Source organism: Alcanivorax sp. (assembly GCF_040118815.1).
GTDB lineage: Bacteria > Pseudomonadota > Gammaproteobacteria > Pseudomonadales > Alcanivoracaceae > Alcanivorax.
Genome location: NZ_JBEDTC010000015.1, coordinates 184,020 through 204,622, shown reverse-complemented (window position 1 = coordinate 204,622; position 20,603 = coordinate 184,020). Strand labels below are relative to the sequence as shown.

Sequence of the window (20,603 nt, the reverse complement as noted above, 5' to 3'; positions counted from 1 at the left end):
TTGCCTTTCGAAACTCGCTTCTCGTAACTCGAAACTGTTTCCCTCTCCTACGCAGCCACCAACGCTAACAGGAACACCAGCTCCGCCAGAATCACACTGGCCCCCAACGCATCGCCGGTATAACCCCGCAATTGCCGCCACAGATACCCGCCCCACAACAACGCCACCAACGCCACGGCCAACAGCGCAGGCACCAGCGCCCCAGCCAGTGCCGCCACGATCACTGTCATCGCGGTGGCAACACCCAAACGTTGTGCACTAAAGCCTTCTGCGACCGGCTTGCTTTTACTTGTATCGGGGTCGGTCACGTAGGGTAAAAAAAGCATCAACCATAACGGCGCCAACCGACTGATCATCGGGCTCAGTAACAACGCCAACCAGACCGGTTGCGCCTCTGCCAGCAACAGCCCTTTCAGTCCCAGCGCCATGATCAGCGCCACCGCCCCGTAGGTGCCGATGCGGCTGTCTTTCATGATTTGCAGACGGCGCGCCACGGTATAGCCGCCGCCCAGCGCATCCACGCTGTCCGCCAACCCGTCTTCGTGGAAAGCACCGGTAACCCACAAGTGAAACACCAGCACCAGGGCCACACTGATGCCGATGCCCCAGTATCCATCCAGCACCGCGAACAGGCCCGCGTAGACGACGCCCAGCAACAGGCCCACCAGTGGAAAATACACACTGCAGCGATTCATCAAGGCCTGGCTGTAATCGATGCGCACCAACATGGGAACGCGGGTCAAAAAACCTACCGCCAGCCAAAAGGCCTGCCATTCCTCTTGAATATACCGCTGCAGAGAACGGTCATTGTTCGCCGGTTGTGTCATCAATCATCCTGTTGTCGATAAGTGTCGGGGCTCATCCCGTACCAGCGGCGAAACGCCTTGCTGAAGTTGCTGGCATCGGAAAAGCCGAGCCGGTGCGCCACCTCTGCCAGGCTCTCCCCACCGCGTACCAGTTGGCCGGCACGCTCTGACCGCCAGGCATCCACCAGTTGCCGGTAGCCGCTGCCCAGCTCGGCCAGCCGCCGGCGCAGGGAGCGCTCACTCATGGCCACAGCAGCGGCCAACTCAGCCAGCCCAGGCAGAGCATCCCCCTGGGCGCGCAGCAACCCTTGCAGCGTCTGGATCAGCGGAGGCGTAGCATCCAGCGCCGCCAGTTCCTGCCGCGCCAACGTTTCGTGCTGCCGCCATAGGCCCGCATCCCCCAACAGCAACGGCGCCGCCAGCCGATCGCGATGATGCCAGACGATATTGCCCGGCTGCTCAAACGTCACCGGGCACCCCAAAATCTGGCGCCAGGGCCCAGCATCCGCAGGCGCCGAGCGCTGTAACATCACCTGCTGCACGCCGCCCTCCGGTGAAAGCCGCCGCAAGTTACTCACATGGGCAGCCACGAAGGCATCAATGGACGCCGGGTGCAGCACCACATCCGGCAGACAGCAGATCTCCAGCCCCACCGCATCCGGTCGCTGCTGCAGGCGCACTGTCACCCCGGTGGAAATCAGCCGCTGATAGCGCACCGCCATCTCCAAAATGTGGCCCAGTGTCGGCGCGGTCTGAATTAACAGGCCCATCACCCGCAGATGCATGGGCAGGGAGGTCTTGCCCACTTGCAACCCCATGGCCGGGTCACCGCTCTGCTCGGTGGCCAGCGCCCACAGCCGGGTCATGGCCACCGTGGGCACCCGGCCTCCGGGGTTGGCGCGCAGCACCGCCAGGTCCAGCCCCGCCTGAGCCAACAGATCCGGGCCATCCACACCATAGCCATTGAGAGTTTCCAGCACCGCCAGCGGCCAGGCGGCCACCGTAGTGGACGCCATCAAGGGTCGCTCAGTGGCCACGGCGCACCGCACTCTGGCCACCGCGAACCTTTGCCGTTAGTGCAGCCACCGCTAGCCTGCAGGGATCAATCACAAGAAAAGAGAACACCATGCGCTACCTGTTTGTTTTATTGGCCGCTCTGCTGGCGGCATGCGGGGAAGAGCAACCCGTCAAGAGTACCACCCAGCTGGCCCCGGATGCGCTCAAGGCGCACAGCGAGGTGTTCCATAAAGGCGTGGAGAAGGTCACTGACGGCGTTTACGTGGCCATCGGCTACGGGCTGGCCAATTCCATTATGCTGGAAGGCGACGACGGCATCATCATCGTCGACACCATGGAAACCGAGGAGGAAGCCCGCACCGTTCTGGCGGCATTCCGCGAGATCACCGACAAGCCGGTGAAAGCGATTATCTATACCCACAATCACACCGATCACGTGTTCGGCGCGGCCGGATTTGCCGACGGTAAGGACATTCCGGTGTATGCCCACGAGAGCACCAGCTATTACATCAACCGAGTGGTCAACCAGATCCGCCCCATCATCACCGCCCGCTCCATGCGCATGTTCGGCAACCACTTGCCCCAGGGTGAGCGCATCAACGATGGCATCGGCCCCCACCTGGGCATCACCCCGGACAGCCAGCTCCATGCCCTGCCGCCAACCCACACCTTCAAGGACACGATGTCGGTGAACATTGCCGGGGTTCAAATCGAACTGGTGCATGCTCCCGGTGAAACCGAAGACCAGTTGTTCGTGTGGCTACCGGAAAAACAAACCGTACTCACCGGCGACAATATCTATCAGGCCTTTCCCAACCTCTACACCATCCGCGGCACCTACTACCGTGATGTAAAACAATGGGCCAACAGTCTGGATCAAATTCGTGCCCTGGGCGCCGAACACCTGGTGCCCAGCCATACCCGCCCGGTTCACGGCAAGGACAAGGTGTCCGCGCTACTCACTGATTACAGCGATGCCATCAACTTTGTTCACGACCAAACCCTGCGCTACATGAACCTGGGGCTGACACCGGACCAGATCGTGGAGAAAGTGCAGCTGCCCGAACATCTGGCCAGCAACCCCTGGCTGCAGGAATTCTACGGCAAGGTCAGCTGGTCGGTGCGCTCCGTATTCGACGGTTACCTGGGCTGGTTCGGCGGCAACCCCAGTGAACTGCAACCGATGCCGGAACAGGACGAAGCACAGCGCATGGCAGCCCTGGCTGGCGGCAGCGACGCACTGCTGGACAAAGCCCAGAGTGCATTGGAAGACGAGGATGCCCAGTGGGCGCTGGACCTCAGTGACCACCTGATGATTCTGTTGCCGGACAACGACGCGGTGAAAACCCTGCGTGCCGGCGCCCTGCGACTACTGGGCGAGAAGGAAGCCAACCCCAACGCTCGCAACTATTACTTCACCGTTGCCCGCGAAGTGCAGGACGGCCTGAACCCGGCTTTCCGCACCCAGATGACTGAGGATTTCCTGGCCACTCTGCCCATTGAGAACTTCCTGCATGCCATGCCGGCACTGCTCAAGGCCGAAGAGACATTGGAAGAAAACGTGGCACTGGGCTATGCCTTCCGCCACAGCGGCAAGCAATTCACCCTGCGCATCCGTCACGGGGTCGCCAAGGTACATAGCGGGATTGATGACGACGTAGTCGCCACACTCGATACCACCGAGGCCACCTGGAAAGCCATTGCCGCCGGCATCCAGAACCCGGCCAGCGCCTTGGCCGGTGACCAACTGGATATTGATGGCAGTACCCTGTCGGCCATGAAAGTGCTGGGCTACTTCGAGAAAATCGACTGAATCAAGCGTCCGGCCTGGAGACAACAAAGTGCGCCGTAGGGTCCAGGAAGAACATCTTCTTCCAACCCTGCGGCGCGTCATCCGCCCGCCAGAACAACGGCAGCAAGCTCACCAGTGAATAGTGCAGATGCGGCGGCTTACCCGCCGCATTGCCACTGTCACCCACGGTGCCCACCGGGTCTCCCGCACTGAGCCAACGTCCACTGTCGGCGATCGCCTGCAAGTGCGCGTAATAGTGCAGCCGCCATTTCGGCCCCAGCATCAGCACCACCTTACCGCCCCGCGATAACTCCCCGCGATACAAAACCACCCCACCACTGCTGGCAACAACCGGCGTGCCCGCATTGGCAAAGATATCCACGCCCTTGTGAACGCCAGACTTACCCCACGGGTGATACCAGAAGGTTTGCGGGTGCCAGTCGTTACGACCGGCATCCTGCACCGGAATCCGCCGGGCTTCCGGCAGCAGCAGGGCCCCTGCCAACACAAATAGCAGTAGCCACAGGCCACGGCGCATTACAGTACGGATGCGCGGCATAATTCGAGCCATCGTTCGATCCCCGGGCTGCGGTATTTTTGACGGTGCAGCACAAAATAGAATTCCCGATGGAAGTCACGGTGTGGCACCGACAACTCCACCAAAGACCCTCGCTTGAACGCCTCTTGTAAGCACACCCGCGACAGGCAACTAATGCCCAAGCCGGTTTCCACCGCCCGTTTGATCGCCTCCGTGTGCTCCAACTCCAAAGCCAAGTCCAGCTCCGGCACCAGACCATGCAGGGCCCGCTCAAAAGTTTGGCGGGTACCGGAACCCGACTCACGAACAATCCAGTGCGCCGCCCGCAAATCGTCGTCAGTCAGCGCTTCCTTACTCGCCAGCGCATGCTCCGGGCTACAAAACACCACCAGTTCATCTTCGCGCCAGGGCAACAACTCCAGGTCCGGGTGGTTCAGCTCGCCCTCGATAAGCCCCAGATCCAGCTCAAAGGTGAGCACCCTGTCCACGATGGAGCGAGTGTTTGCCACCTCCAGATGCACCCGCGCCCCCGGCTGCTGAGCCATATAATCCGCCATGATCGCCACCGCCAGGTAATTGCCGATGGTCAGGGTGGCGCCCACATTGAGTCGACCCAGATCCCGGTGAGACTGCAGGTCCGCTTCCAGCTCCCGGGCCTGGGCCAGCAGCGCTTCCGCCCGCGGCCAGAACTGCCGGCCCAGCTCATTGAGCTTCAGTCGCTTGCCGGCCCGCTCAAAGAACTTCACATCGTAAAGCCCTTCCAGTTCTTTCAACGCCCCGGATGCGGCCGACTGGGACATGCTCAGGTGATTGGCCGCATGGCTCACATTTTCAAAGTGGGCAATGGCGAGAAAGACTTCCAGTTGCCTGAGGGTGTAGCGCATGAGCACCTATCCATGATTAAATGAGAATCATTATTAACTGTGAAAAAATCTCATAGCTGTTTTCTCGATATCAACTATCGGAATAACCCATTTTACCGATAAATGCCATTCGGTTAAATTTCCACCATCTCGAATTTTGGAATAAGCGCTGATTTAACTATGTCTAATCTGAATACTGAAACCGTCAAAAGCGTTCGCCACTGGAACGATACCCTGTTCAGCTTTACCACCAGCCGGGACCCGGGTTTCCGTTTCAAGAACGGACATTTCACCATGATTGGCCTGGAGCAGGATAACGGCCGCCCGTTGCTGCGCGCCTATTCCATTGCCAGCGCCAACTATGAGGAAGAACTGGAGTTCTTCAGCATCAAGGTGCAAGACGGCCCGCTCACCTCCCAGCTGCAGAACATCAAGCCAGGCGACAAGATCTACGTGAGCCGCAAGCCCACTGGCACTCTGGTGGCCGACCACCTGCTGCCGGGCAAAAACCTGTGGTTGCTATCCACCGGCACCGGCCTGGCGCCGTTCATGAGCATCATCAAGGACCCGGAAGTGTACGAGCAGTACGACCGCGTCATTCTCACCCACGGGGTGCGCCATGTGTCCGAGCTGGCCTACCAGGACACCATTGAGAATGAGCTGCCCAACAACGAATTCTTCGGTGAGTTCGTCAACGGAAAACTGCTCTACTACCCCACGGTAACCCGTGAGCCGTTCCGCAACGAAGGCCGCCTGACCGACTTGATGACCAGCGGCAAAATTTTCGAAGACCTGGGCTTGCCCAAACCAAGCCTGGAAAACGACCGCTTCATGCTCTGCGGCAGCCCGGCCATGCTCAAGGACACCCAGGAAATTCTCGACGGTTGGGGCTTCAAGGAAACCCGCGGCGGCGAGCTGGGTGAGTACGTGATCGAGCGGGCGTTTGTGGAAAAATAAACGCAAAAGACGCCGCACGCTTCACGCTGCATGCAACACGCTAACGGGCCGCTTTCGCGGCCCGTTTTTTTATCTGTGGCCGTCTCTCTGCGCCCCAGTCTGCTACTCTCCACTAGCCTTTTCGGGGAAGGGAATGTTCCAGCCGTGCAACCACAATCCATTGCTATCATCGGGGCCGGTACCGCGGGGCTCGCCACTGCCGCGTTGTTGGCCCAACAGGGCCACGCCATCACGCTGATAGAACGCGCCCCCGCCCTGGAACCGGTGGGTGCCGGGTTGCTGTTACAGCCCGCCGGGCTCAGCGTCCTCCACCGCATGGGCCTCTATCAGGCCATGTGCCGTTACGGCGCGCATATCGATGCCCTAGTGGGGCATACCTGTTCCGGCCGCGCCATCATGAACAGCCACTATCGCCCTCTTGGCGGGCAGGCCCACGGGCTGGGCATCCATCGGGCCAGCCTCTGCCATGTGCTGGATAGTCACCTGCAAACACTGCCGCACCAACGCCGCATGGGCTGCACCGTTATCGCCGTGGACACCCAAGCACACCAGACCCTGGTCACCCTTGAAGACAACCAACGCACGGACGTGCTCGCCTTTGATGCGGTGCTAATCGCCAACGGCAGCCACAGCCAGCTGCGTCCCAGCGACTGGACTCGCTACGACCGCCTTTACCCTTGGGGTGCCATGTGGGCCATGGTGCCCATTGCAGCCCCTTTTGATGTGCCTCAGCTACAGCAACGCTATCACCGGGCCAGCGCCATGGCCGGCATCCTTCCCACCGGTTGCCGCCCGGATCAACCGGATACCCCCCTGGCCAGTTTTTTCTGGAGCCTGCCCGTCACTGAAATGGCTAGCTGGCAGCAACCCGACTTTGCCTGTGCCCCTTTTGAGAAATGGCGAAACGCCCTGCATGAGTTCTGGCCGGAGCTGGACTCGGTGCTAACCCCTCTGACCCAGGCACACCAGCTGACCCCCGCCACCTACCGCGATGTGATCATGCATCAGTGGGGAGAAAACCGGCTCGGCGTGATTGGCGACGCCGCCCACGCCATGAGCCCCCAGTTGGGCCAGGGCGCCAATATGGCCCTGCTGGATGCCTGGGCCTTGGGCGAAGCCATGCAGCAGTCGGACAACTGGGATGACGTCTGGGCGCATTATCACCAGCAGCGCGGGCCGCACATTCGCTTCTACCAGCGCATGAGCCGCTGGCTGACACCGGCCTCTCAATCCCACAGCCGCATCATCGCCACCGGCCGCGACATGCTGTTCCCGCTGATGGCGCAGGTTCCCTGGCTACGGCTGCAAATGGCAAGAACCGTCGCCGGCCTGAAAACCGGACTGCTGCGTTAACGCATTCCTGAAAAGGGAGCTTATCCGGTGACGATCAGCACGCTGGCGGCATCAGTCCTCGCCAGCGTGCTGATGCCGCCACTGGCTGGGCGTCATGCCCATCCAGACCTTGAACGCACGGGTAAAATTGGCCGGGTCGGCAAAACCCAGTAGCTCACTAATGCGCTGAATTTCCACATCGGAACTGCCCAGCAAATGGCAGCCATCTCGACGCCGCGCCTCTTCCAGTAGCAACTGAAACCCCTGCCCGCGCTCCTGCAGCCGGCGCCGCAAGGTACGGGGCGTCAGGTGTAATCGCTCTGCCAGCTGCTCCGGCGTGGGGTAACCGTCCGCGCCGAGCACCAGTGCCTCACGCACGTGCCGCATCAAGGTATCCCCAGGCGCCAACAGCGCACTCTCCCGCTCACATTGCGCCAGGGCCTGGTTCAATGCTTCCGGGTTCGCCGTGGGCAAGGCGCTGTCCAACCACTGCACCGCTTCCGGCACCCAAATACCCGCGCGGGGTTTATGATAGCGGACCCCCTGCGCTCCTTCAGGCGCAGTGCCGGATGCCGGCGGTGGCCCTTGCAACCAGATTTGCGGCACCAGCGACAAATCCGGAAGAATAAACCGTATCCCGCTAGCCATGCTGCCCAGCATGGAGCTGAGCAATACATCGCGCACCGTCGACGGCAACACCACCTCCGGTACCAATTCGAAAAACACCCCGCCACCTTCAATCTGGACGCTCAGCACCACACTGCGCCCGCGCAAATGCCAGAACCGCTCCAGCAGGCCAATCGCTTCGCGGGCATTGCCCGCACACATAAGGACATAACCCAGGCTTCCATGGGCGGTCAGCGGCATACGCTGCCCCACATCCAGGCCAATGCCGGTATCACCCGTCAACGCGGCGGCGGCGGCAAACACTTGCACTGTCTCCTGCAAGGACACCCGGGCAGACGGACCGTCCAGCAAGGTCGCAGAGACCCCCGCACCGGAGAGCAGAGCCTCACGAGAAACCTCTCGCTGCTCCGCCACATCCGCAAACATACGCACGTAGGTCACCGACTGGTTCCGTTGCCGAGTCCAGTCAGGGGAATGCGTCCAGTCGATTGTCGGTACAATTTCAGGCAATATGGCCACCGATGACAAGTGCTTTGTCCGCCCAGCATCTCACGCCACCCCAGCCCTCGCCAGTACCGTGTAGGCCAAAGTTGCAACGTATTCCTTTCGCCAGGAGGCTCACTATGAATGCACCGGCAAAACACCTTCACAACAACCCGACCGATGCGCGTCCCGCCATGGTGATTCCCACCGTCCGCCAACCGGAGTTCGACCTGGCCGACGATGTGCCCAAATACTGGTGGGATAATGACCCGCTGAAGACGCTACTACTCGGCGCCTTGTCCGCCAGCTTTCCCGCCGGGGAGCGATTTTTCATCGATTCCGTTCGCCACTTTCAGGACCAAATCAGTGACCCGGAACTGAAAAAAGCCGTACGGGCCTTTATCGGCCAGGAAGCTCACCACTCCAAAGAGCACAAGTTGCTTAACGGTTATCTGGAAGAACGCGGCGTCGGCCTTGGCCGGCTGGACCGTGAAATACAGGCCTTCATGGACTGGATGCGTAAGAACCTGTCACCGGAACGGCAGCTCGCCCACACCGTCGCAGTGGAACACTTCACGGCATTGATGGCAGAGGAGTTCTTGCTCAAATATGACACTCTGGACGAGATGGACCCGCGTATGGCAGCTATCTGGGCTTGGCATGCCATCGAAGAATCCGAACACAAAGCGGTGGCGTTTGATGTGTACAAACACATCGGCGGTAGCGAATTTACCCGCATCACGGAAATGGCTCTGGTGAGCGTTTTATTCCCGCTGTTTTCTACCCTCCATCTGACCCAACTGATGAAGGAACAGGGCGAGCTGACCAATATAAAATCCTGGCTGAGTGGCCTCAATTACCTGTGGGGGAAACCCGGCGTATTCCGTAAGCTGCTGCCGTCCTACTTCAAGTTCTACAGCCCCCGCTTCCACCCGTGGCAACACGATGCCCGCAACCTGGTGGAAAAGGCGAAGAAAAAATGGCTGGGTAACTGGGCCTGATTTTCAGGCTGCCAGAGGCCAAACGCCGGATGCTTGGCGCTTAAAAACACACACCCGCAAAGGGTTACGTTTTAATGCATCAAGCGTCTGGCGTTACGCACAACAACCTTATTTCACCTCGACCAGATCAAAGCTCTGCTTGATCTTGCCGCCCTCACGAATCGAGGTAAGCACGTTATTCAACCGCGTCGGGTCAAAGGCTTGGGTTTGCAATTTGGCGATTTCAATATAGAGATTGGTGGCGGCCAGCACGTTACTAGACACATTCTGGTCACTGTGAACTACCCCAAAGCTCACATCAGGACCAATCAAGTCGATGGTTTTGTTATCCAACAAGACCGTATCGAACTCCGACACTAGCGCATGAGTAACGGTGTACTTTCCCGCTGGCGTGGTGATCACTTGGGGGGTTTCAAATTTAATTTTTTCTCGTGATTTCAGATAAGTGCCTGGCGCCGCTACCGCCATGGGCAAGGCAAGCCCGAACCGTACCGATTTCGCCTTGGCAGACTTCACGTTGCCCTCTTTATCAATAACAAATTGCCGTCGCAAACCCGGCTCCATGCCCAGCGCCATAATCCGCCCAGTTTCATCCTGCCAGGACAGGCCGACTTCATAGCCGTCATCAAATTCCTGGAGCACTTCCCAGATCATAATCTGATGGCCTCGGGCAGGATTTTTGACAATAGACTTGTCACCCACCTTGGCATTTTCATGGATATAAACGTGATCCGGCGCTTTCATCGCTGCCACCATGGGCACTTCCAGCAGAGAGCAACCCTGCATCAGCGCCAGCATGGAAACCCCTGTCACGCAGGCAATACGACCCCGTGTCATTAATCTCATCCCTTCCCCCCATTCATAATGCGCTGCTGCGCTGGAAAGATAACACTACCGTATAATTGTGCATTTCTGCGTTAATTTTTGGTTCATCTTGTATGAAGTAGAGGAATAGACACGACCCGCCCGCGACAGGCCCCAACGTGAACGCCTGCGAATCGCGGATATTCACATGGATAGAATAGGTGGGTCGCGAAGACGCGGACATGCCCCGCCAGCTTAAAAAGCCGGGGCTAAATTTATTTTTTAGTGCCAGGTTGTAAGGTCACCGGCTGAGCCAGCGCATCCGTGGCTTCTGGCGGCTTGGCATCGAGGTCTTTCTGGGCGCCGCAGGCAACACACTCCATCCACTGCCTGTCGCCATCGATGATGCGTTGAATCTTGTCCATCTGCCCACATTCCGGGCAGGTTGCTCCGGCGATAAATTGGCGTTTCATAACATCTCTCCGCTTAACGAATAACGCCCGATGCCGGACGCATTGTCGTCAGGCAACGGGCGTTCGGCATCAAGCGTTTCATCCATTAATGCCGCAATGACGCAGCAGCGGCTCTACGCTGGGTTCGCGACCCCGGAAGGCTTTGAACAGCTCCATGGGTTCGCGGCTGCCCCCCTTGGCAAGAATTTCCGTGCGGAACGCGCGCCCGGTTTCTTCGTTGAATTCGCCTTCCTCTTCAAACCGGGAATAGGCATCCGCCGACAGTACTTCCGCCCATTTATAGCTGTAGTAACCCGCCGCATAGCCGCCGGCAAAAATATGTCCAAAGCTGTTGGGGAAACGGTTGAACGCCGGCGGTTGAATCACCGCAACTTGCTCACGCACTTCCTTCAATACCTGATAGATATTCATTCCCGGCTGGTACTCAGCGTGAATGCGCATGTCGAACAGAGAAAATTCGATCTGCCGCACCATCTGCATGGCACCCTGAAAGTTTTTCGCAGCGAGCATTTTTTCCAGCTTTTCTTTCGGTAGTGGCTCTCCGCTTTCGTAATGGCCGGAAATCAGTGCGATACCGTCTTCAGTCCAGCACCAGTTTTCCAGGAACTGGCTGGGTAGCTCGACCGCATCCCAGGCCACCCCATTGATCCCGGAAATACCGGACACATCCTGCTCGGTAAGCATATGGTGCAGGCCATGGCCGAATTCGTGGAACAAGGTCACCACTTCATCGTGGGTCAACAGACCGGGCTTGCCACCGGCAGGCGGGGCAAAGTTACAGGTCAAGTAGGCCACCGGTGTTTGCAGGCTGCCATCGGGTTGGCGACGACGAATACGTGCATCATCCATCCAGGCCCCACCGCGTTTGCCGGTGCGGGCATACATGTCCAGATAGAAAGCGGCACGCACGCTGCCGTCGTCATCCACCAGTTCGTAAAAGCGCACGTCTTCGTGCCAGGTATCCACATCCTTGCGTTGCTTGAACTGAATACCGAACAGCTTGCCCACCACCGAAAACATGCCATTGATGACCGTGTCCGCCGGGAACCAGGGGCGCAACTCTTCTTCCGAAATATCGTAGCGCGCTTCACGCAGGCGTTCGCTCCAGAAACCGATATCCCAGGGATTCAACTCGTCCGCACCCTGCTTCGCGGCAAACGCTTTCAGCTCCGCCAGTTCCTGTTCCGCTTGGGGCTTGGCACGTTTCGCCAGGTCGTCGAGAAACTGGACGACTTCATTCACATCCCGGGCCATTTTTGTGGCCAGGGATTCTTCCGCGTAGTTGGCAAAGCCCAGCAGCTGGGCTTGCTGATGCCGCAGCGCCAGAATCTCGTCCATGATCGCCGCATTATCAAACTGGTTCGCCTGAGGCCCCTGATCAGAGGCTTTGGTGGTCCAAGCCGTGTACATCTCTTTGCGCAATTCCGCGTTTTTACAGTGACTCATCACGGCGATAAAAACCGGTGCATCCAGCGTCAATAACCAACCCTCTTTTTCCTCGGCATTAGCGCGATCTGCCGCACCGGCCTTGGCACTGTCGGGCAAACCATCGAGCTCGCCTTCATCGGTGATGTGTTTGCTCCACGCCTGGGTGGCATCAAGCGTGTTGTCGGAAAATTGGCTGGTCAGTTCAGACAACCGTTTGGAGTTGGCCATGTACTTGGCTTTTTTTCCGTCGGGCAGGTCCACCCCGGAGAGGCGGAAGTCACGCAGGGTGTTGTCGATATCCTTCTGCTGAGCTTCACTCAGGGTTGGCCATTGCTCGCTATCGCGCAGCGCTTGGTAGGCCGCACAAAGCGCTGCATTCTGCCCTACCTCGGTGCCATATTCGCTGAGCAGCGGCAGGCAGCTGTTGTAGGCATTACGCAGAGTTTCGTTCTGCGCCACGGCATTCAAGTGGCCGGCCGGGCCAAAGGCCTTGCCGAGACGATCATCTTCCTGATCCAGCGCCGCAACCAGGTGCGCGTAATCGAAGTTACCTTCAGCCAACACCTGTTCAATCCGGACACGACCCTCGGCCACCAGCTGCTCCACGGCGGGGAGAACCTGTTCAGGCTGGATATCGGAAAAAGGGGGAAGTGCGGGGTAATCAATCAGCGGATTGTTGCTCATGGGTATCCTGTCCTGCTCTGGGTTCAGCGTATGTCTGCGCCGGCGGCTGCCGGTGACGGGTAGTTTCGTCCGGCTGCAGCAGCGTCTGGAATATCAGCCACTTGCTTAGCAGAAAAACGCCAAGCAAGATCAGTATGGCTATCAGTATATGACCGGGGGGCTTGTTCATGGGCCTCCCTGACGATGAATTTCAGCTATCGAGTGTATCAGTGATGGGGATTCGCCGCTTTGAAGACAAGGCCCCACAGCTAGGGGAACGGGTATTTGTGGATGAGGACGCCACTGTCATTGGCGATGTCATTCTGGGCGATGATTGTTCCGTCTGGCCCAAGGCGGTGATCCGCGGAGACATGCATGCCATCCGTATCGGTGCTCGCGTCAGCATTCAGGACAACGCCGTGCTGCACATTACCCATGACTCCACCTTCAACCCCGGCGGCTTCGCGCTGCAGATCGGGGACGATGTGACCCTCGCTCACCAGGCCATGCTGCACGGCTGTACCTTGGGCAACCGGGTAATGGTGGGCATGCAGGCGATCATCATGGATGGCGCCATCGTAGAAGACGACGTGATCGTCGCCGCCGGCTCCCTGGTCGGGCCCGGCAAGCGACTGGAAAGCGGCTATCTGTATCGCGGCCAGCCTGCGCGACAGGCGCGCCTGCTCACCGAGGAGGAGCGCGCCTTTTTGCCCTATGTGGCGGGCAACTATGTTCGCCTGAAAGACCGGTATTTAAAAAGCAGCGGCTAGCGACGAGCGTCCAGCTGCCAGAAAAACATTAAGTCGGCTGTAGGAGCACCTCTTGAGGTGCTCCTACAGCCGCTTCGTAAAAATCACCGATCTCGAGGAATTTTTCCGGTTTTGCCTATCTTTTTTTCGTAGCTCGTAGCTCGTAGCTCGTAGCTCGTAGCTCGTAGCTCGTAGCTCGTAGCTCGTAGCTCGTAGCTCGTAGCTCAAATTTGCCACATGAAAGACATGTTGCCGAAGCTGAAGGGGTCGTCGGTGCTACGCAGGGGCGAGGTGGAGCTTTGTAATGTGAGGGTGAAAGAGAAGCTGTCCCAGTGAACGCCCCCACCTACGACCAGGCCCAGCACACCGTCGCGGGCTTCCACGGCATATTCCTCGGCATGAGTTTCCAGGTAGGAGTAGCCGATGTATTCACCGAAGCTGGCCACAAAGGCTTCCCAGCCAAAGCCACTGCCATCGAACAAGCCCACCAGCGAACCGGCGGTACCGATACCCGCATAATCGGGAATGAAGTTGCGTGGCAGGTTGCGGCCCACGCGCAGAAAACCGCCGGCTGTTGCCGTGCCATGAAAGTTGTTGGCATCCACGCCCCAGGCATACCCCAGCTCACCCTGCAGGCCGCTGTCTGACTGAAATTGATGAAAGCGCCGGGCATTAATAAAGTAGGCACCACCAATCAGGTCTGTGCCTAACTGATTATCCCAGCCTTGCGGCTCGCTGGAGCCGGTGATCTTGTGCACCAGCTTCTGGCTCTGCTCCGCCCCGGACTCCGGGCCAACCACACCCAGGCGAACGCCATAGCCAAACAGGCTGTCTCCGTTCCAGCTGAACAATCCCATTTCCAGATTGCTATATCCCACATAAGGAAGATCAGCATAATTTGGCGTGCGCTGGCTAATGTCTTCCGGGGTAATCATGACCTGCTCCAAACTGAACGTCAGGGCATGCTTTTCATCGCTGAGGCTGATACCCGGCAAGGGGGACAAGGTGCTCGCCAAGCCGCAGGTGAAGCTATCATTGCGCTCGCAGTGGTCGTGGGCATCTCCCACCCAGCTGATTCGCACCCCATTGGTGTACTGCCCGTCGGCACCGACAAACAGATCGTTATCCCAGGAAAAACCCAACGTGGACGCCATCGCGGCCACAGGCAACACACCCGCCAAAAGCAGAACGAAACGCAGAGACATACCTCACCCAGTATCAACGAGCCCCAAGGCACGCAATGCGATAAAACGAACTAGAAGCGCCAGCGACGCTGCATAACAAGAAACGCGAACGACGCCGACCAGGTAATGAGGATCAAGCCGTTCAAGGCCTCCACTCCAGCAATCAGGCGCAGCGTTCCCACCGGAAACAAATCCCCCAAGCCCAGGGACGTATAGCAGGCGGCGGAAAAATACAGATGATCCAGAAAACTGCCGTTTACTGCACCACCGATACTCATGGCCGTATCCCCCACATCCAGAAGCAGATAGACCCAGGCATAGAGCGTAATTTCGACCATGTGTGCGGCAAACATGGCGATCACCACTACCAGAATTTCACCCCGGAAATTCGGCCAGCGTTTAAGCAAGCGGGACAGGCCAGCCAACGTCCAGTAATGCAACGTCACCGTGGTCAACACCATAGCCAGGCTGACCGCGGAGGCATACATCACTTCGAACATGACCGTACTGTCTGTCATGACTATCGCAGCGATGCCATGACAGGGGCGGTATCCGGTCGCCAGCCACGCCAGATTTCAAAGGCTTCGGCGGCTTGTTCGACCAGCATGCCCAGCCCATCTGCCGTGGCCGAGGCACCCTGCTGTTCTGCCCAGCGCAGGAACGGGGTTGGCTCATTGCCGTAGACCATGTCGTAGGCCACCGCCCCCTCCGCAAGTAATCCGTCCGGGAGGGCTGGCATGTCACCGTGCAAGCCAGCGGAAATCGCATTGATCACCAGATCAAACTGCCCCATAAGATTATCCAGGCCACCGCCCAACACGGGCGGCCCTTCACCTTTCATCACGTTACCCGCCAAGGTTTCCGCTTTCTCTTTGGTGCGATTGGCAATGCGCAACAACGTCGGCTCTTCCGCCAGCAACGGCCCCAGCACACCGCGCACGGCGCCACCCGCGCCCAGGATCAACACCCGCTTCTTACGAATCGGCCAGCCCTGGTTGTCACGGATATCCTTCACCAACCCGGCGCCATCGGTATTGTCACCGTGCAATTGGTCACCATCCCACCACAGCGTGTTCACCGCACCGGCCTGATCCGCCCGCTCGGTAATGGCATCGCACAATGCAAAAGCCTGCTCCTTAAAGGGCACGGTGACATTGGCGCCCAACCCGCCAGCCTCACGGAAGGCCTGCACAGCGCCGGCGAAATCATCCAGCGGCGCTTCGCGCTTTTCATACTGTACCGCGTCACTGCGCTGAGCAGCAAACCCATGGTGAATATCCGGGGAGCGGGAATGATTCACCGGGTTGCCAAAGACACAATACAACGCCGCACTCGATGCGGTTTTCTCAGCGGTCATACCCACTCCCGGTGAATCAGAAATTTCTGGTAAAGCGCAATCTCATCACTGCCCGGCTCCGGGTGATAATCATAATCCCAGCGAACCAGTGGCGGCAGTGACATCAAGATGGACTCGGTGCGGCCCCCGGATTGCAGCCCAAAGATAGTGCCCCGGTCATAGACCAGGTTGAACTCCACATAACGGCCCCGGCGATACAACTGGAACTGGCGCTCCCGTTCGCCATAGTCATGGCCTTTACGCCGCGCCAGAATAGGTTGGTAAGCTGGCACAAAGGCATCACCAACGCTGCGCATCAACGCGAAGCTGGTATCGAAATCAAAGCGATTCAGATCGTCAAAGAACAGCCCGCCCACACCGCGCGGTTCATCACGATGCTTGATATAAAAGTAGTCGTCACACCAGGCTTTAAATTCCGGGTAGATCTCACTGCCAAACGGCTCGCAGGCAGCCTTGGCGGTTTGGTGCCAGTGCACCACGTCTTCTTCAAAACCATAGTACGGTGTCAGATCGAACCCGCCACCAAACCACCACACCGGGTCTTCACCGTCTTTTTCCGCCACGAAAAAACGCACATTGGCGTGGCTAGTGGGCGCATAGGGGTTTTTCGGATGAATCACTAGCGACACACCCATGGCCTGAAAACTGCGGCCTGCCAGTTCAGGGCGAGCCGCCGTGGCAGACGGTGGCAACTGGTCACCAAAGACATGGGAAAAATTCACTCCGCCTTTCTCGATCACCGCGCCATTTTCCAGCACCCGGCTACGGCCACCCCCGCCCTGCTCGCGCTCCCAGCTGTCTTCCCGGAACGTGGCTGTGCCATCTTCTGCCCCCAGTGCGTCGCAGATACGGTCCTGCAGATCCAGCAGGTAGTCTTTCACCGCCTGCAGTGAAACCTCTGACATGGTGCTTTCCCCGGATGCGGTCGGTGTGTTCACGGGCGCAAGACGCGCCCGCTTTCCAGATCAATAATGGTAGAGGGTTTGCTCCCCTGGTCACAGGCGCCGCTGACAATAAAGTCGAGTTGATCACCCAGCTGGCGGGCCACCTGATAGCGATTGCGCGCCGCCGGGCGACCACTGATGTTGGCGCTGGTAGAAATGATGGGTTGTCCGGCCAGCTGACATAACTGGCGAGCCAGAGGGTGGTCCGGCACGCGCACGGCTACTTTGCGGTGCTGTCCGCGCACCCAAACGGGTAAGCGATCACTGGCATCAATCAGGTAGGTCACCGGCGCCGGCCACTGCGTTTGTAATTGCGCAGACTGCGCCTCGGTCAGTGATAGATAGGGCGCCAGCTGAGCCAGGCTCTCCCCGATCAGGATCAACCCCTTACTCACTGGGCGCTTTTTGATGGCCAGCAACTGCATCACCGCGTCGCGGTTAAACGGATCGCAGCCCAAGCCGTAGACGGACTCCGTGGGGTAGGCGACCACGCCGCCCGCCTGAATGATCTGTGCCGCACTGTGCAGGTGCTGATCCATGACAACGCCCTGAAAGCAAAAGCGGCAAATTACCCTGCACAGCCCGGCGACTCAAGTCTGCCGATCAGCAGGCGGCTTAGGCTTCGCTGACCTGGCGCTTCAGATAACCGCCCGCCACGCGCTCCACCCAGCCTTCCAGTTCCAGATCCGCCAGCTGGCTAGCCAACTCGGACATGGACAAACCGGTACGTTCCTGCAACACATCCAGGGGATTCAGGCCGCTGGTCAGGTGAGCCAGCAAGTCGGGGGCCTCATAATGAATGCCGCAGGCTTCCACGCTACGCTGAAAGTCGCCAAAGGCCTGGAAAATATCGTCCACAGATTCCAACCAGCTGGCGCCATCGCGCAGCAACTGGTGGCACCCCTTGCTCAGCGGGTTGTGGATGCTACCGGGAATGGCGAACACTTCACGGTTCTGGGACAAGGCCGTACGCGCAGTAATCAGCGAGCCACTCTTGATCGCCGCCTCCACCACGATGGTGGCGAGGCTAAGCCCACTGATAATGCGATTGCGCATGGGAAACTGGGCAGGAAGAGGCCGCGACCCCGGGGCAAATTCCGACACCAGCGCACCGCCATTTTCCACGATTTGGCTGGCCAACAGGCCATTGCGGGGCGGGTAAATGCAATCCGGGCCGCTGCCCATTACCGCCACCGTGCGCCCGGCACTGACTGCACCACGATGGGCGGCCGCATCGATGCCAAGCGCCAGGCCGCTGACAATCACAAAGCCACTCGCGGCCAGCTTGCGGGCAAAACGGCGGCTGTTATCAATACCGTCCGCAGAAGCATTGCGCGCCCCCACCATGGCCAGCGACGGCGCGTTCAGTGCCTCCACGCTACCACGCACGGCAATCACGCCGGGGGCATCGTTGATTTGCGCCAGTAACGGCGGGTAGTCCGCATCACCCAGCGCAACCCAGCGCCAACCCTGCTCACGCAGTTGCTCGTAATAAACGGGGAGATTGCCGGTATTGTCCAGCAGCCGGGCGCGCTCTTTCAGGCCGGCGGGCAGCAGGGGAAGAAAATCAGACACCGGTGCAGACGCGATCCGGTGCTGTTGCAGTGCGCGGCCCAGGGCCGCTGAAGACGGGGAAAACAACGCCTGCAACAGCAGGCGTTTAAATTGTCCGTCCATTCGCCCACCTCCTTGTGTGCGTTGGAATATGGCCAAACACCAAATTGTTGACGGCCACGTCTGCGAGAACGCCCTTTCCAAGGATGGAAAGGGCGTTCTCGCAGAGCGTCAGGCTTTCGGCATCAAGCGTGCAGCGTACTACCTATCAGTAACTGCCCGCCGGGCTTTCAGCAATGTCGTGCATATAAATAGGGCGTGTGGACTCCATGATCAAACCATAGCTGACCTTGTCGAACACCCGGAAGATCACCATAGAACCGGTTTTCTCGCGGGGCAGCTGGACCATGTCGCCCTGCTGGCGATCACGGACCGTTTCACCCTGGCCGTAGATATCCAGCACGTTGCCTTCTTTCAGGCCATCACGCAGACCCTTGTTGATCACCACCACGTCATTGCGCGCGACGCTGTTGAGGCGATCAAAGAAGCGAATCACTTTCGCCTCAATCTTGGTATCCGGTGCAGACGGGTACAACACTGCACGCACGCGGCGATCTTCCGTGGAGAACAGGCGATCATCGATGCGAAGGTCTTCACTGGAGTCGGTGACCCGCAGGGTAATCATGTCGTCATCGTGGCTGGCTACCCGGCCCAGGCCGATCTGGCGAGCTTCGTAGCCCAGCACTTCATTGGTATCCGGGTCCACATACTGCTCACCGGTGCGGTAAAATCCGTACCCTTGATCCAGGTCTTCCCATTTCGTCGCGGTATCGCGAGCGTAAACGGTATCACCTTCACCAAAGATCACACGGCGATCGCGGCCACCCACCACGTAGGGAGCTTCGACAATTTCCTGACGATCCACCACCAGCCCTTCCTTCAGGTAGGACTGAATCGCACTGGCAGGAATGGCAGGAATGGCTTCGTCATTGGCAATTTCACGCACCCGCGGGGTGAGTTTCACTGTACCATTGGACATCACGGTCTCTTCCACGCCCCGTTTCACCGACAGGCGCGGCTCACCGTCAACGTAGGAAAGGCGGATTTCGTCACCGGGATAGATCAAGTGAGGGTTACTGATTTCCTCATTAATCTGCCAGATTTCTGGCCATTGCCACGGTTCTTGCAGAAAACGGCCGCTGATATCCCAAAGGGTATCGCCGTTTTTCACGAAATACTTGCTGGGGTGCCCATCTTTGAGCACCACCGCTGCGGAGGCCATACCGGACACCGCCAGCACCAGGCCAAAGGTCAAGGCGCGCTGGACCGATTTCATCATCATCGGATTCCTTTTATCATTATTGGACTCATCCCCGAGAGCGACCGCGATCCTTTATTGTAGACGCGGTTCCTTTTGGATATTAGCAATGCGATCATATATTTAGCAACCGAAATTCGAGTACTACCGCAACTTCTGAGAAGGTACATGGCTAAACTGGAAATACTGGAATTCCCGGATCCCCGACTACGCACAGTAGCAAAGCCGGTGGAAAAGGTAGATGACGAGCTTCGCAAACTGATCGACGACATGTTCGAAACCATGTACGCCGCCCCCGGCATTGGCTTGGCCGCCAGCCAGGTAAACGTGCATAAGCGTCTGTTAGTGATGGATTTGTCCGAAGAGCACAATGAGCCCATGGTGTTCATCAACCCGCAGATCACCCCGCTCACCGATGAGCTGGCGCCCTATGAAGAAGGCTGCCTGTCGGTGCCCGGCTTCTACGAAAAGGTGAAACGCGCGGCCCGGGTACGAATTAATGCCCTGGACCGGGACGGCAACGCTTTCGAAATGGAAGCGGACGAACTGCTCGCCACCTGCATCCAGCACGAGATCGATCACCTGGACGGCAAACTGTTCGTGGACTACGTCTCCCGGCTCAAGCGTGACCGCATCAAGAAGAAGCTGGAAAAGATCCATCGCCAGCAAGCTTAAGAGAGAGGCAAGTTGAAAGTTCAAAGTTGAAAAGCGCG

Annotated in this window: 21 protein-coding genes; 6 read left to right on the top strand and 15 right to left on the bottom strand. The window is 58.6% G+C overall.

Annotated elements, in window-relative coordinates; translation table 11 throughout:
• Positions 1-47: 47 nt before the first annotated feature.
• Both ABNH18_RS10155 and ABNH18_RS10150 read right to left on the bottom strand, forming a co-directional pair.
• Positions 48-827, bottom strand: coding sequence for an adenosylcobinamide-GDP ribazoletransferase (locus tag ABNH18_RS10155; RefSeq protein WP_349382705.1), 780 nt, complete (start codon positions 825-827; stop codon positions 48-50).
• Positions 827-1,843: an AraC family transcriptional regulator gene (locus tag ABNH18_RS10150; RefSeq protein ID WP_349382704.1), complete on the bottom strand. Its 1,017-nt coding sequence runs from the start codon at positions 1,841-1,843 to the stop codon at positions 827-829. Before ABNH18_RS10150 ends, ABNH18_RS10155 begins: the two co-directional genes overlap by 1 nt.
• An 89-nt stretch (positions 1,844-1,932) precedes the next feature.
• On the opposite strand from ABNH18_RS10150, the gene ABNH18_RS10145 reads away from it, so the two are divergent.
• Entirely contained in the window at positions 1,933-3,636 is a 1,704-nt protein-coding gene (locus ABNH18_RS10145) for an alkyl sulfatase dimerization domain-containing protein (protein ID WP_349382703.1), read from the top strand.
• Position 3,637: 1 nt separating this feature from the next.
• Here ABNH18_RS10145 and ABNH18_RS10140 read toward each other — a convergent pair whose 3' ends face one another.
• Positions 3,638-4,186, bottom strand: a complete 549-nt coding sequence (locus ABNH18_RS10140) for a M23 family metallopeptidase (protein WP_349382702.1) — start codon at positions 4,184-4,186, stop codon at positions 3,638-3,640.
• Entirely contained in the window at positions 4,153-5,037 is an 885-nt protein-coding gene (locus ABNH18_RS10135) for a LysR family transcriptional regulator (protein WP_349382701.1), read from the bottom strand. Before ABNH18_RS10135 ends, ABNH18_RS10140 begins: the two co-directional genes overlap by 34 nt.
• 159 nt (positions 5,038-5,196) lie before the next feature.
• Here ABNH18_RS10135 and ABNH18_RS10130 point away from each other — a divergent pair, with 159 nt between their 5' ends.
• Positions 5,197-5,973: a ferredoxin--NADP reductase gene (locus ABNH18_RS10130; RefSeq protein WP_349382700.1), complete on the top strand. Its 777-nt coding sequence runs from the start codon at positions 5,197-5,199 to the stop codon at positions 5,971-5,973.
• A gap of 144 nt (positions 5,974-6,117) precedes the next feature.
• Complete coding sequence (locus ABNH18_RS10125; protein WP_349382699.1) at positions 6,118-7,326, top strand: FAD-dependent oxidoreductase; 1,209 nt, start codon at positions 6,118-6,120, stop codon at positions 7,324-7,326.
• A 51-nt stretch (positions 7,327-7,377) separates the two neighbouring features.
• On the opposite strand, the gene ABNH18_RS10120 is transcribed toward ABNH18_RS10125, so the two are convergent.
• On the bottom strand, positions 7,378-8,442 hold the full coding sequence (locus ABNH18_RS10120; protein WP_349382698.1) for an AraC family transcriptional regulator: 1,065 nt from the start codon (positions 8,440-8,442) through the stop codon (positions 7,378-7,380).
• 113 nt (positions 8,443-8,555) lie between these two features.
• Between ABNH18_RS10120 and ABNH18_RS10115 the strand changes: the two genes are divergently transcribed.
• On the top strand, positions 8,556-9,416 hold the full coding sequence (locus tag ABNH18_RS10115) for a metal-dependent hydrolase (RefSeq protein WP_349382697.1): 861 nt from the start codon (positions 8,556-8,558) through the stop codon (positions 9,414-9,416).
• A 108-nt stretch (positions 9,417-9,524) separates the two neighbouring features.
• Here ABNH18_RS10115 and ABNH18_RS10110 read toward each other — a convergent pair whose 3' ends face one another.
• From ABNH18_RS10110 to prlC, 3 genes are all read right to left on the bottom strand, one after another.
• On the bottom strand, positions 9,525-10,253 hold the full coding sequence (locus tag ABNH18_RS10110; protein ID WP_349382696.1) for a hypothetical protein: 729 nt from the start codon (positions 10,251-10,253) through the stop codon (positions 9,525-9,527).
• A 242-nt stretch (positions 10,254-10,495) separates the two neighbouring features.
• On the bottom strand, positions 10,496-10,693 hold the full coding sequence (locus ABNH18_RS10105) for a YheV family putative metal-binding protein (protein ID WP_349382695.1): 198 nt from the start codon (positions 10,691-10,693) through the stop codon (positions 10,496-10,498).
• Positions 10,694-10,771: 78 nt separating this feature from the next.
• Positions 10,772-12,805, bottom strand: a complete 2,034-nt coding sequence (gene prlC, locus ABNH18_RS10100; protein WP_349382694.1) for an oligopeptidase A — start codon at positions 12,803-12,805, stop codon at positions 10,772-10,774.
• A 212-nt stretch (positions 12,806-13,017) separates the two neighbouring features.
• On the opposite strand from prlC, the gene ABNH18_RS10095 reads away from it, so the two are divergent.
• Positions 13,018-13,554 carry a gamma carbonic anhydrase family protein gene (locus ABNH18_RS10095; RefSeq protein WP_349383256.1) on the top strand — a complete coding sequence of 179 codons (537 nt, stop codon included), beginning with the start codon at positions 13,018-13,020 and terminating at the stop codon, positions 13,552-13,554.
• Between the two features lie 203 nt (positions 13,555-13,757).
• Here ABNH18_RS10095 and ABNH18_RS10090 read toward each other — a convergent pair whose 3' ends face one another.
• From ABNH18_RS10090 to ABNH18_RS10060, 7 genes are all read right to left on the bottom strand, one after another.
• Entirely contained in the window at positions 13,758-14,738 is a 981-nt protein-coding gene (locus ABNH18_RS10090; protein WP_349382693.1) for a lipid A deacylase LpxR family protein, read from the bottom strand.
• A gap of 50 nt (positions 14,739-14,788) precedes the next feature.
• On the bottom strand, positions 14,789-15,235 hold the full coding sequence (locus ABNH18_RS10085) for an ion channel (protein WP_349382692.1): 447 nt from the start codon (positions 15,233-15,235) through the stop codon (positions 14,789-14,791).
• Positions 15,236-15,237: 2 nt separating this feature from the next.
• Complete coding sequence (aroE, locus tag ABNH18_RS10080) at positions 15,238-16,074, bottom strand: shikimate dehydrogenase (RefSeq protein WP_349382691.1); 837 nt, start codon at positions 16,072-16,074, stop codon at positions 15,238-15,240.
• Positions 16,071-16,979, bottom strand: a complete 909-nt coding sequence (gene hemF / locus ABNH18_RS10075) for an oxygen-dependent coproporphyrinogen oxidase (RefSeq protein ID WP_349382690.1) — start codon at positions 16,977-16,979, stop codon at positions 16,071-16,073. Before hemF ends, aroE begins: the two co-directional genes overlap by 4 nt.
• Positions 16,980-17,008: 29 nt before the next feature.
• Positions 17,009-17,557 carry an L-threonylcarbamoyladenylate synthase type 1 TsaC gene (gene tsaC, locus ABNH18_RS10070; RefSeq protein WP_349382689.1) on the bottom strand — a complete coding sequence of 183 codons (549 nt, stop codon included), beginning with the start codon at positions 17,555-17,557 and terminating at the stop codon, positions 17,009-17,011.
• A 76-nt stretch (positions 17,558-17,633) separates the two neighbouring features.
• A complete protein-coding gene (gene dprA, locus ABNH18_RS10065; RefSeq protein WP_349382688.1) occupies positions 17,634-18,695 on the bottom strand; it encodes a DNA-processing protein DprA in 1,062 nt (353 codons plus the stop codon).
• A 145-nt stretch (positions 18,696-18,840) separates the two neighbouring features.
• Positions 18,841-19,911: a LysM peptidoglycan-binding domain-containing protein gene (locus ABNH18_RS10060; RefSeq protein WP_349382687.1), complete on the bottom strand. Its 1,071-nt coding sequence runs from the start codon at positions 19,909-19,911 to the stop codon at positions 18,841-18,843.
• Between the two features lie 147 nt (positions 19,912-20,058).
• On the opposite strand from ABNH18_RS10060, the gene def reads away from it, so the two are divergent.
• A complete protein-coding gene (gene def, locus ABNH18_RS10055) occupies positions 20,059-20,565 on the top strand; it encodes a peptide deformylase (RefSeq protein ID WP_349382686.1) in 507 nt (168 codons plus the stop codon).
• The last annotated feature ends 38 nt before the right edge of the window (positions 20,566-20,603 follow it).

Coding starts and splice junctions, on each gene's coding strand:
- ABNH18_RS10155 (WP_349382705.1), bottom strand. CDS start 827: ATGACACAACCGGCGAACAATGACCGTTCTCTGCAGCGGTATATTCAA.
- ABNH18_RS10145 (WP_349382703.1), top strand. CDS start 1,933: ATGCGCTACCTGTTTGTTTTATTGGCCGCTCTGCTGGCGGCATGCGGG.
- ABNH18_RS10140 (WP_349382702.1), bottom strand. CDS start 4,186: ATGGCTCGAATTATGCCGCGCATCCGTACTGTAATGCGCCGTGGCCTG.
- ABNH18_RS10135 (WP_349382701.1), bottom strand. CDS start 5,037: ATGCGCTACACCCTCAGGCAACTGGAAGTCTTTCTCGCCATTGCCCAC.
- ABNH18_RS10130 (WP_349382700.1), top strand. CDS start 5,197: ATGTCTAATCTGAATACTGAAACCGTCAAAAGCGTTCGCCACTGGAAC.
- ABNH18_RS10115 (WP_349382697.1), top strand. CDS start 8,556: ATGAATGCACCGGCAAAACACCTTCACAACAACCCGACCGATGCGCGT.
- ABNH18_RS10110 (WP_349382696.1), bottom strand. CDS start 10,253: ATGACACGGGGTCGTATTGCCTGCGTGACAGGGGTTTCCATGCTGGCG.
- ABNH18_RS10105 (WP_349382695.1), bottom strand. CDS start 10,693: ATGAAACGCCAATTTATCGCCGGAGCAACCTGCCCGGAATGTGGGCAG.
- prlC (WP_349382694.1), bottom strand. CDS start 12,805: ATGAGCAACAATCCGCTGATTGATTACCCCGCACTTCCCCCTTTTTCC.
- ABNH18_RS10095 (WP_349383256.1), top strand. CDS start 13,018: ATGGGGATTCGCCGCTTTGAAGACAAGGCCCCACAGCTAGGGGAACGG.
- ABNH18_RS10090 (WP_349382693.1), bottom strand. CDS start 14,738: ATGTCTCTGCGTTTCGTTCTGCTTTTGGCGGGTGTGTTGCCTGTGGCC.
- ABNH18_RS10085 (WP_349382692.1), bottom strand. CDS start 15,235: ATGACAGACAGTACGGTCATGTTCGAAGTGATGTATGCCTCCGCGGTC.
- aroE (WP_349382691.1), bottom strand. CDS start 16,074: ATGACCGCTGAGAAAACCGCATCGAGTGCGGCGTTGTATTGTGTCTTT.
- hemF (WP_349382690.1), bottom strand. CDS start 16,979: ATGTCAGAGGTTTCACTGCAGGCGGTGAAAGACTACCTGCTGGATCTG.
- tsaC (WP_349382689.1), bottom strand. CDS start 17,557: ATGGATCAGCACCTGCACAGTGCGGCACAGATCATTCAGGCGGGCGGC.
- dprA (WP_349382688.1), bottom strand. CDS start 18,695: ATGGACGGACAATTTAAACGCCTGCTGTTGCAGGCGTTGTTTTCCCCG.
- ABNH18_RS10060 (WP_349382687.1), bottom strand. CDS start 19,911: ATGATGAAATCGGTCCAGCGCGCCTTGACCTTTGGCCTGGTGCTGGCG.
- def (WP_349382686.1), top strand. CDS start 20,059: ATGGCTAAACTGGAAATACTGGAATTCCCGGATCCCCGACTACGCACA.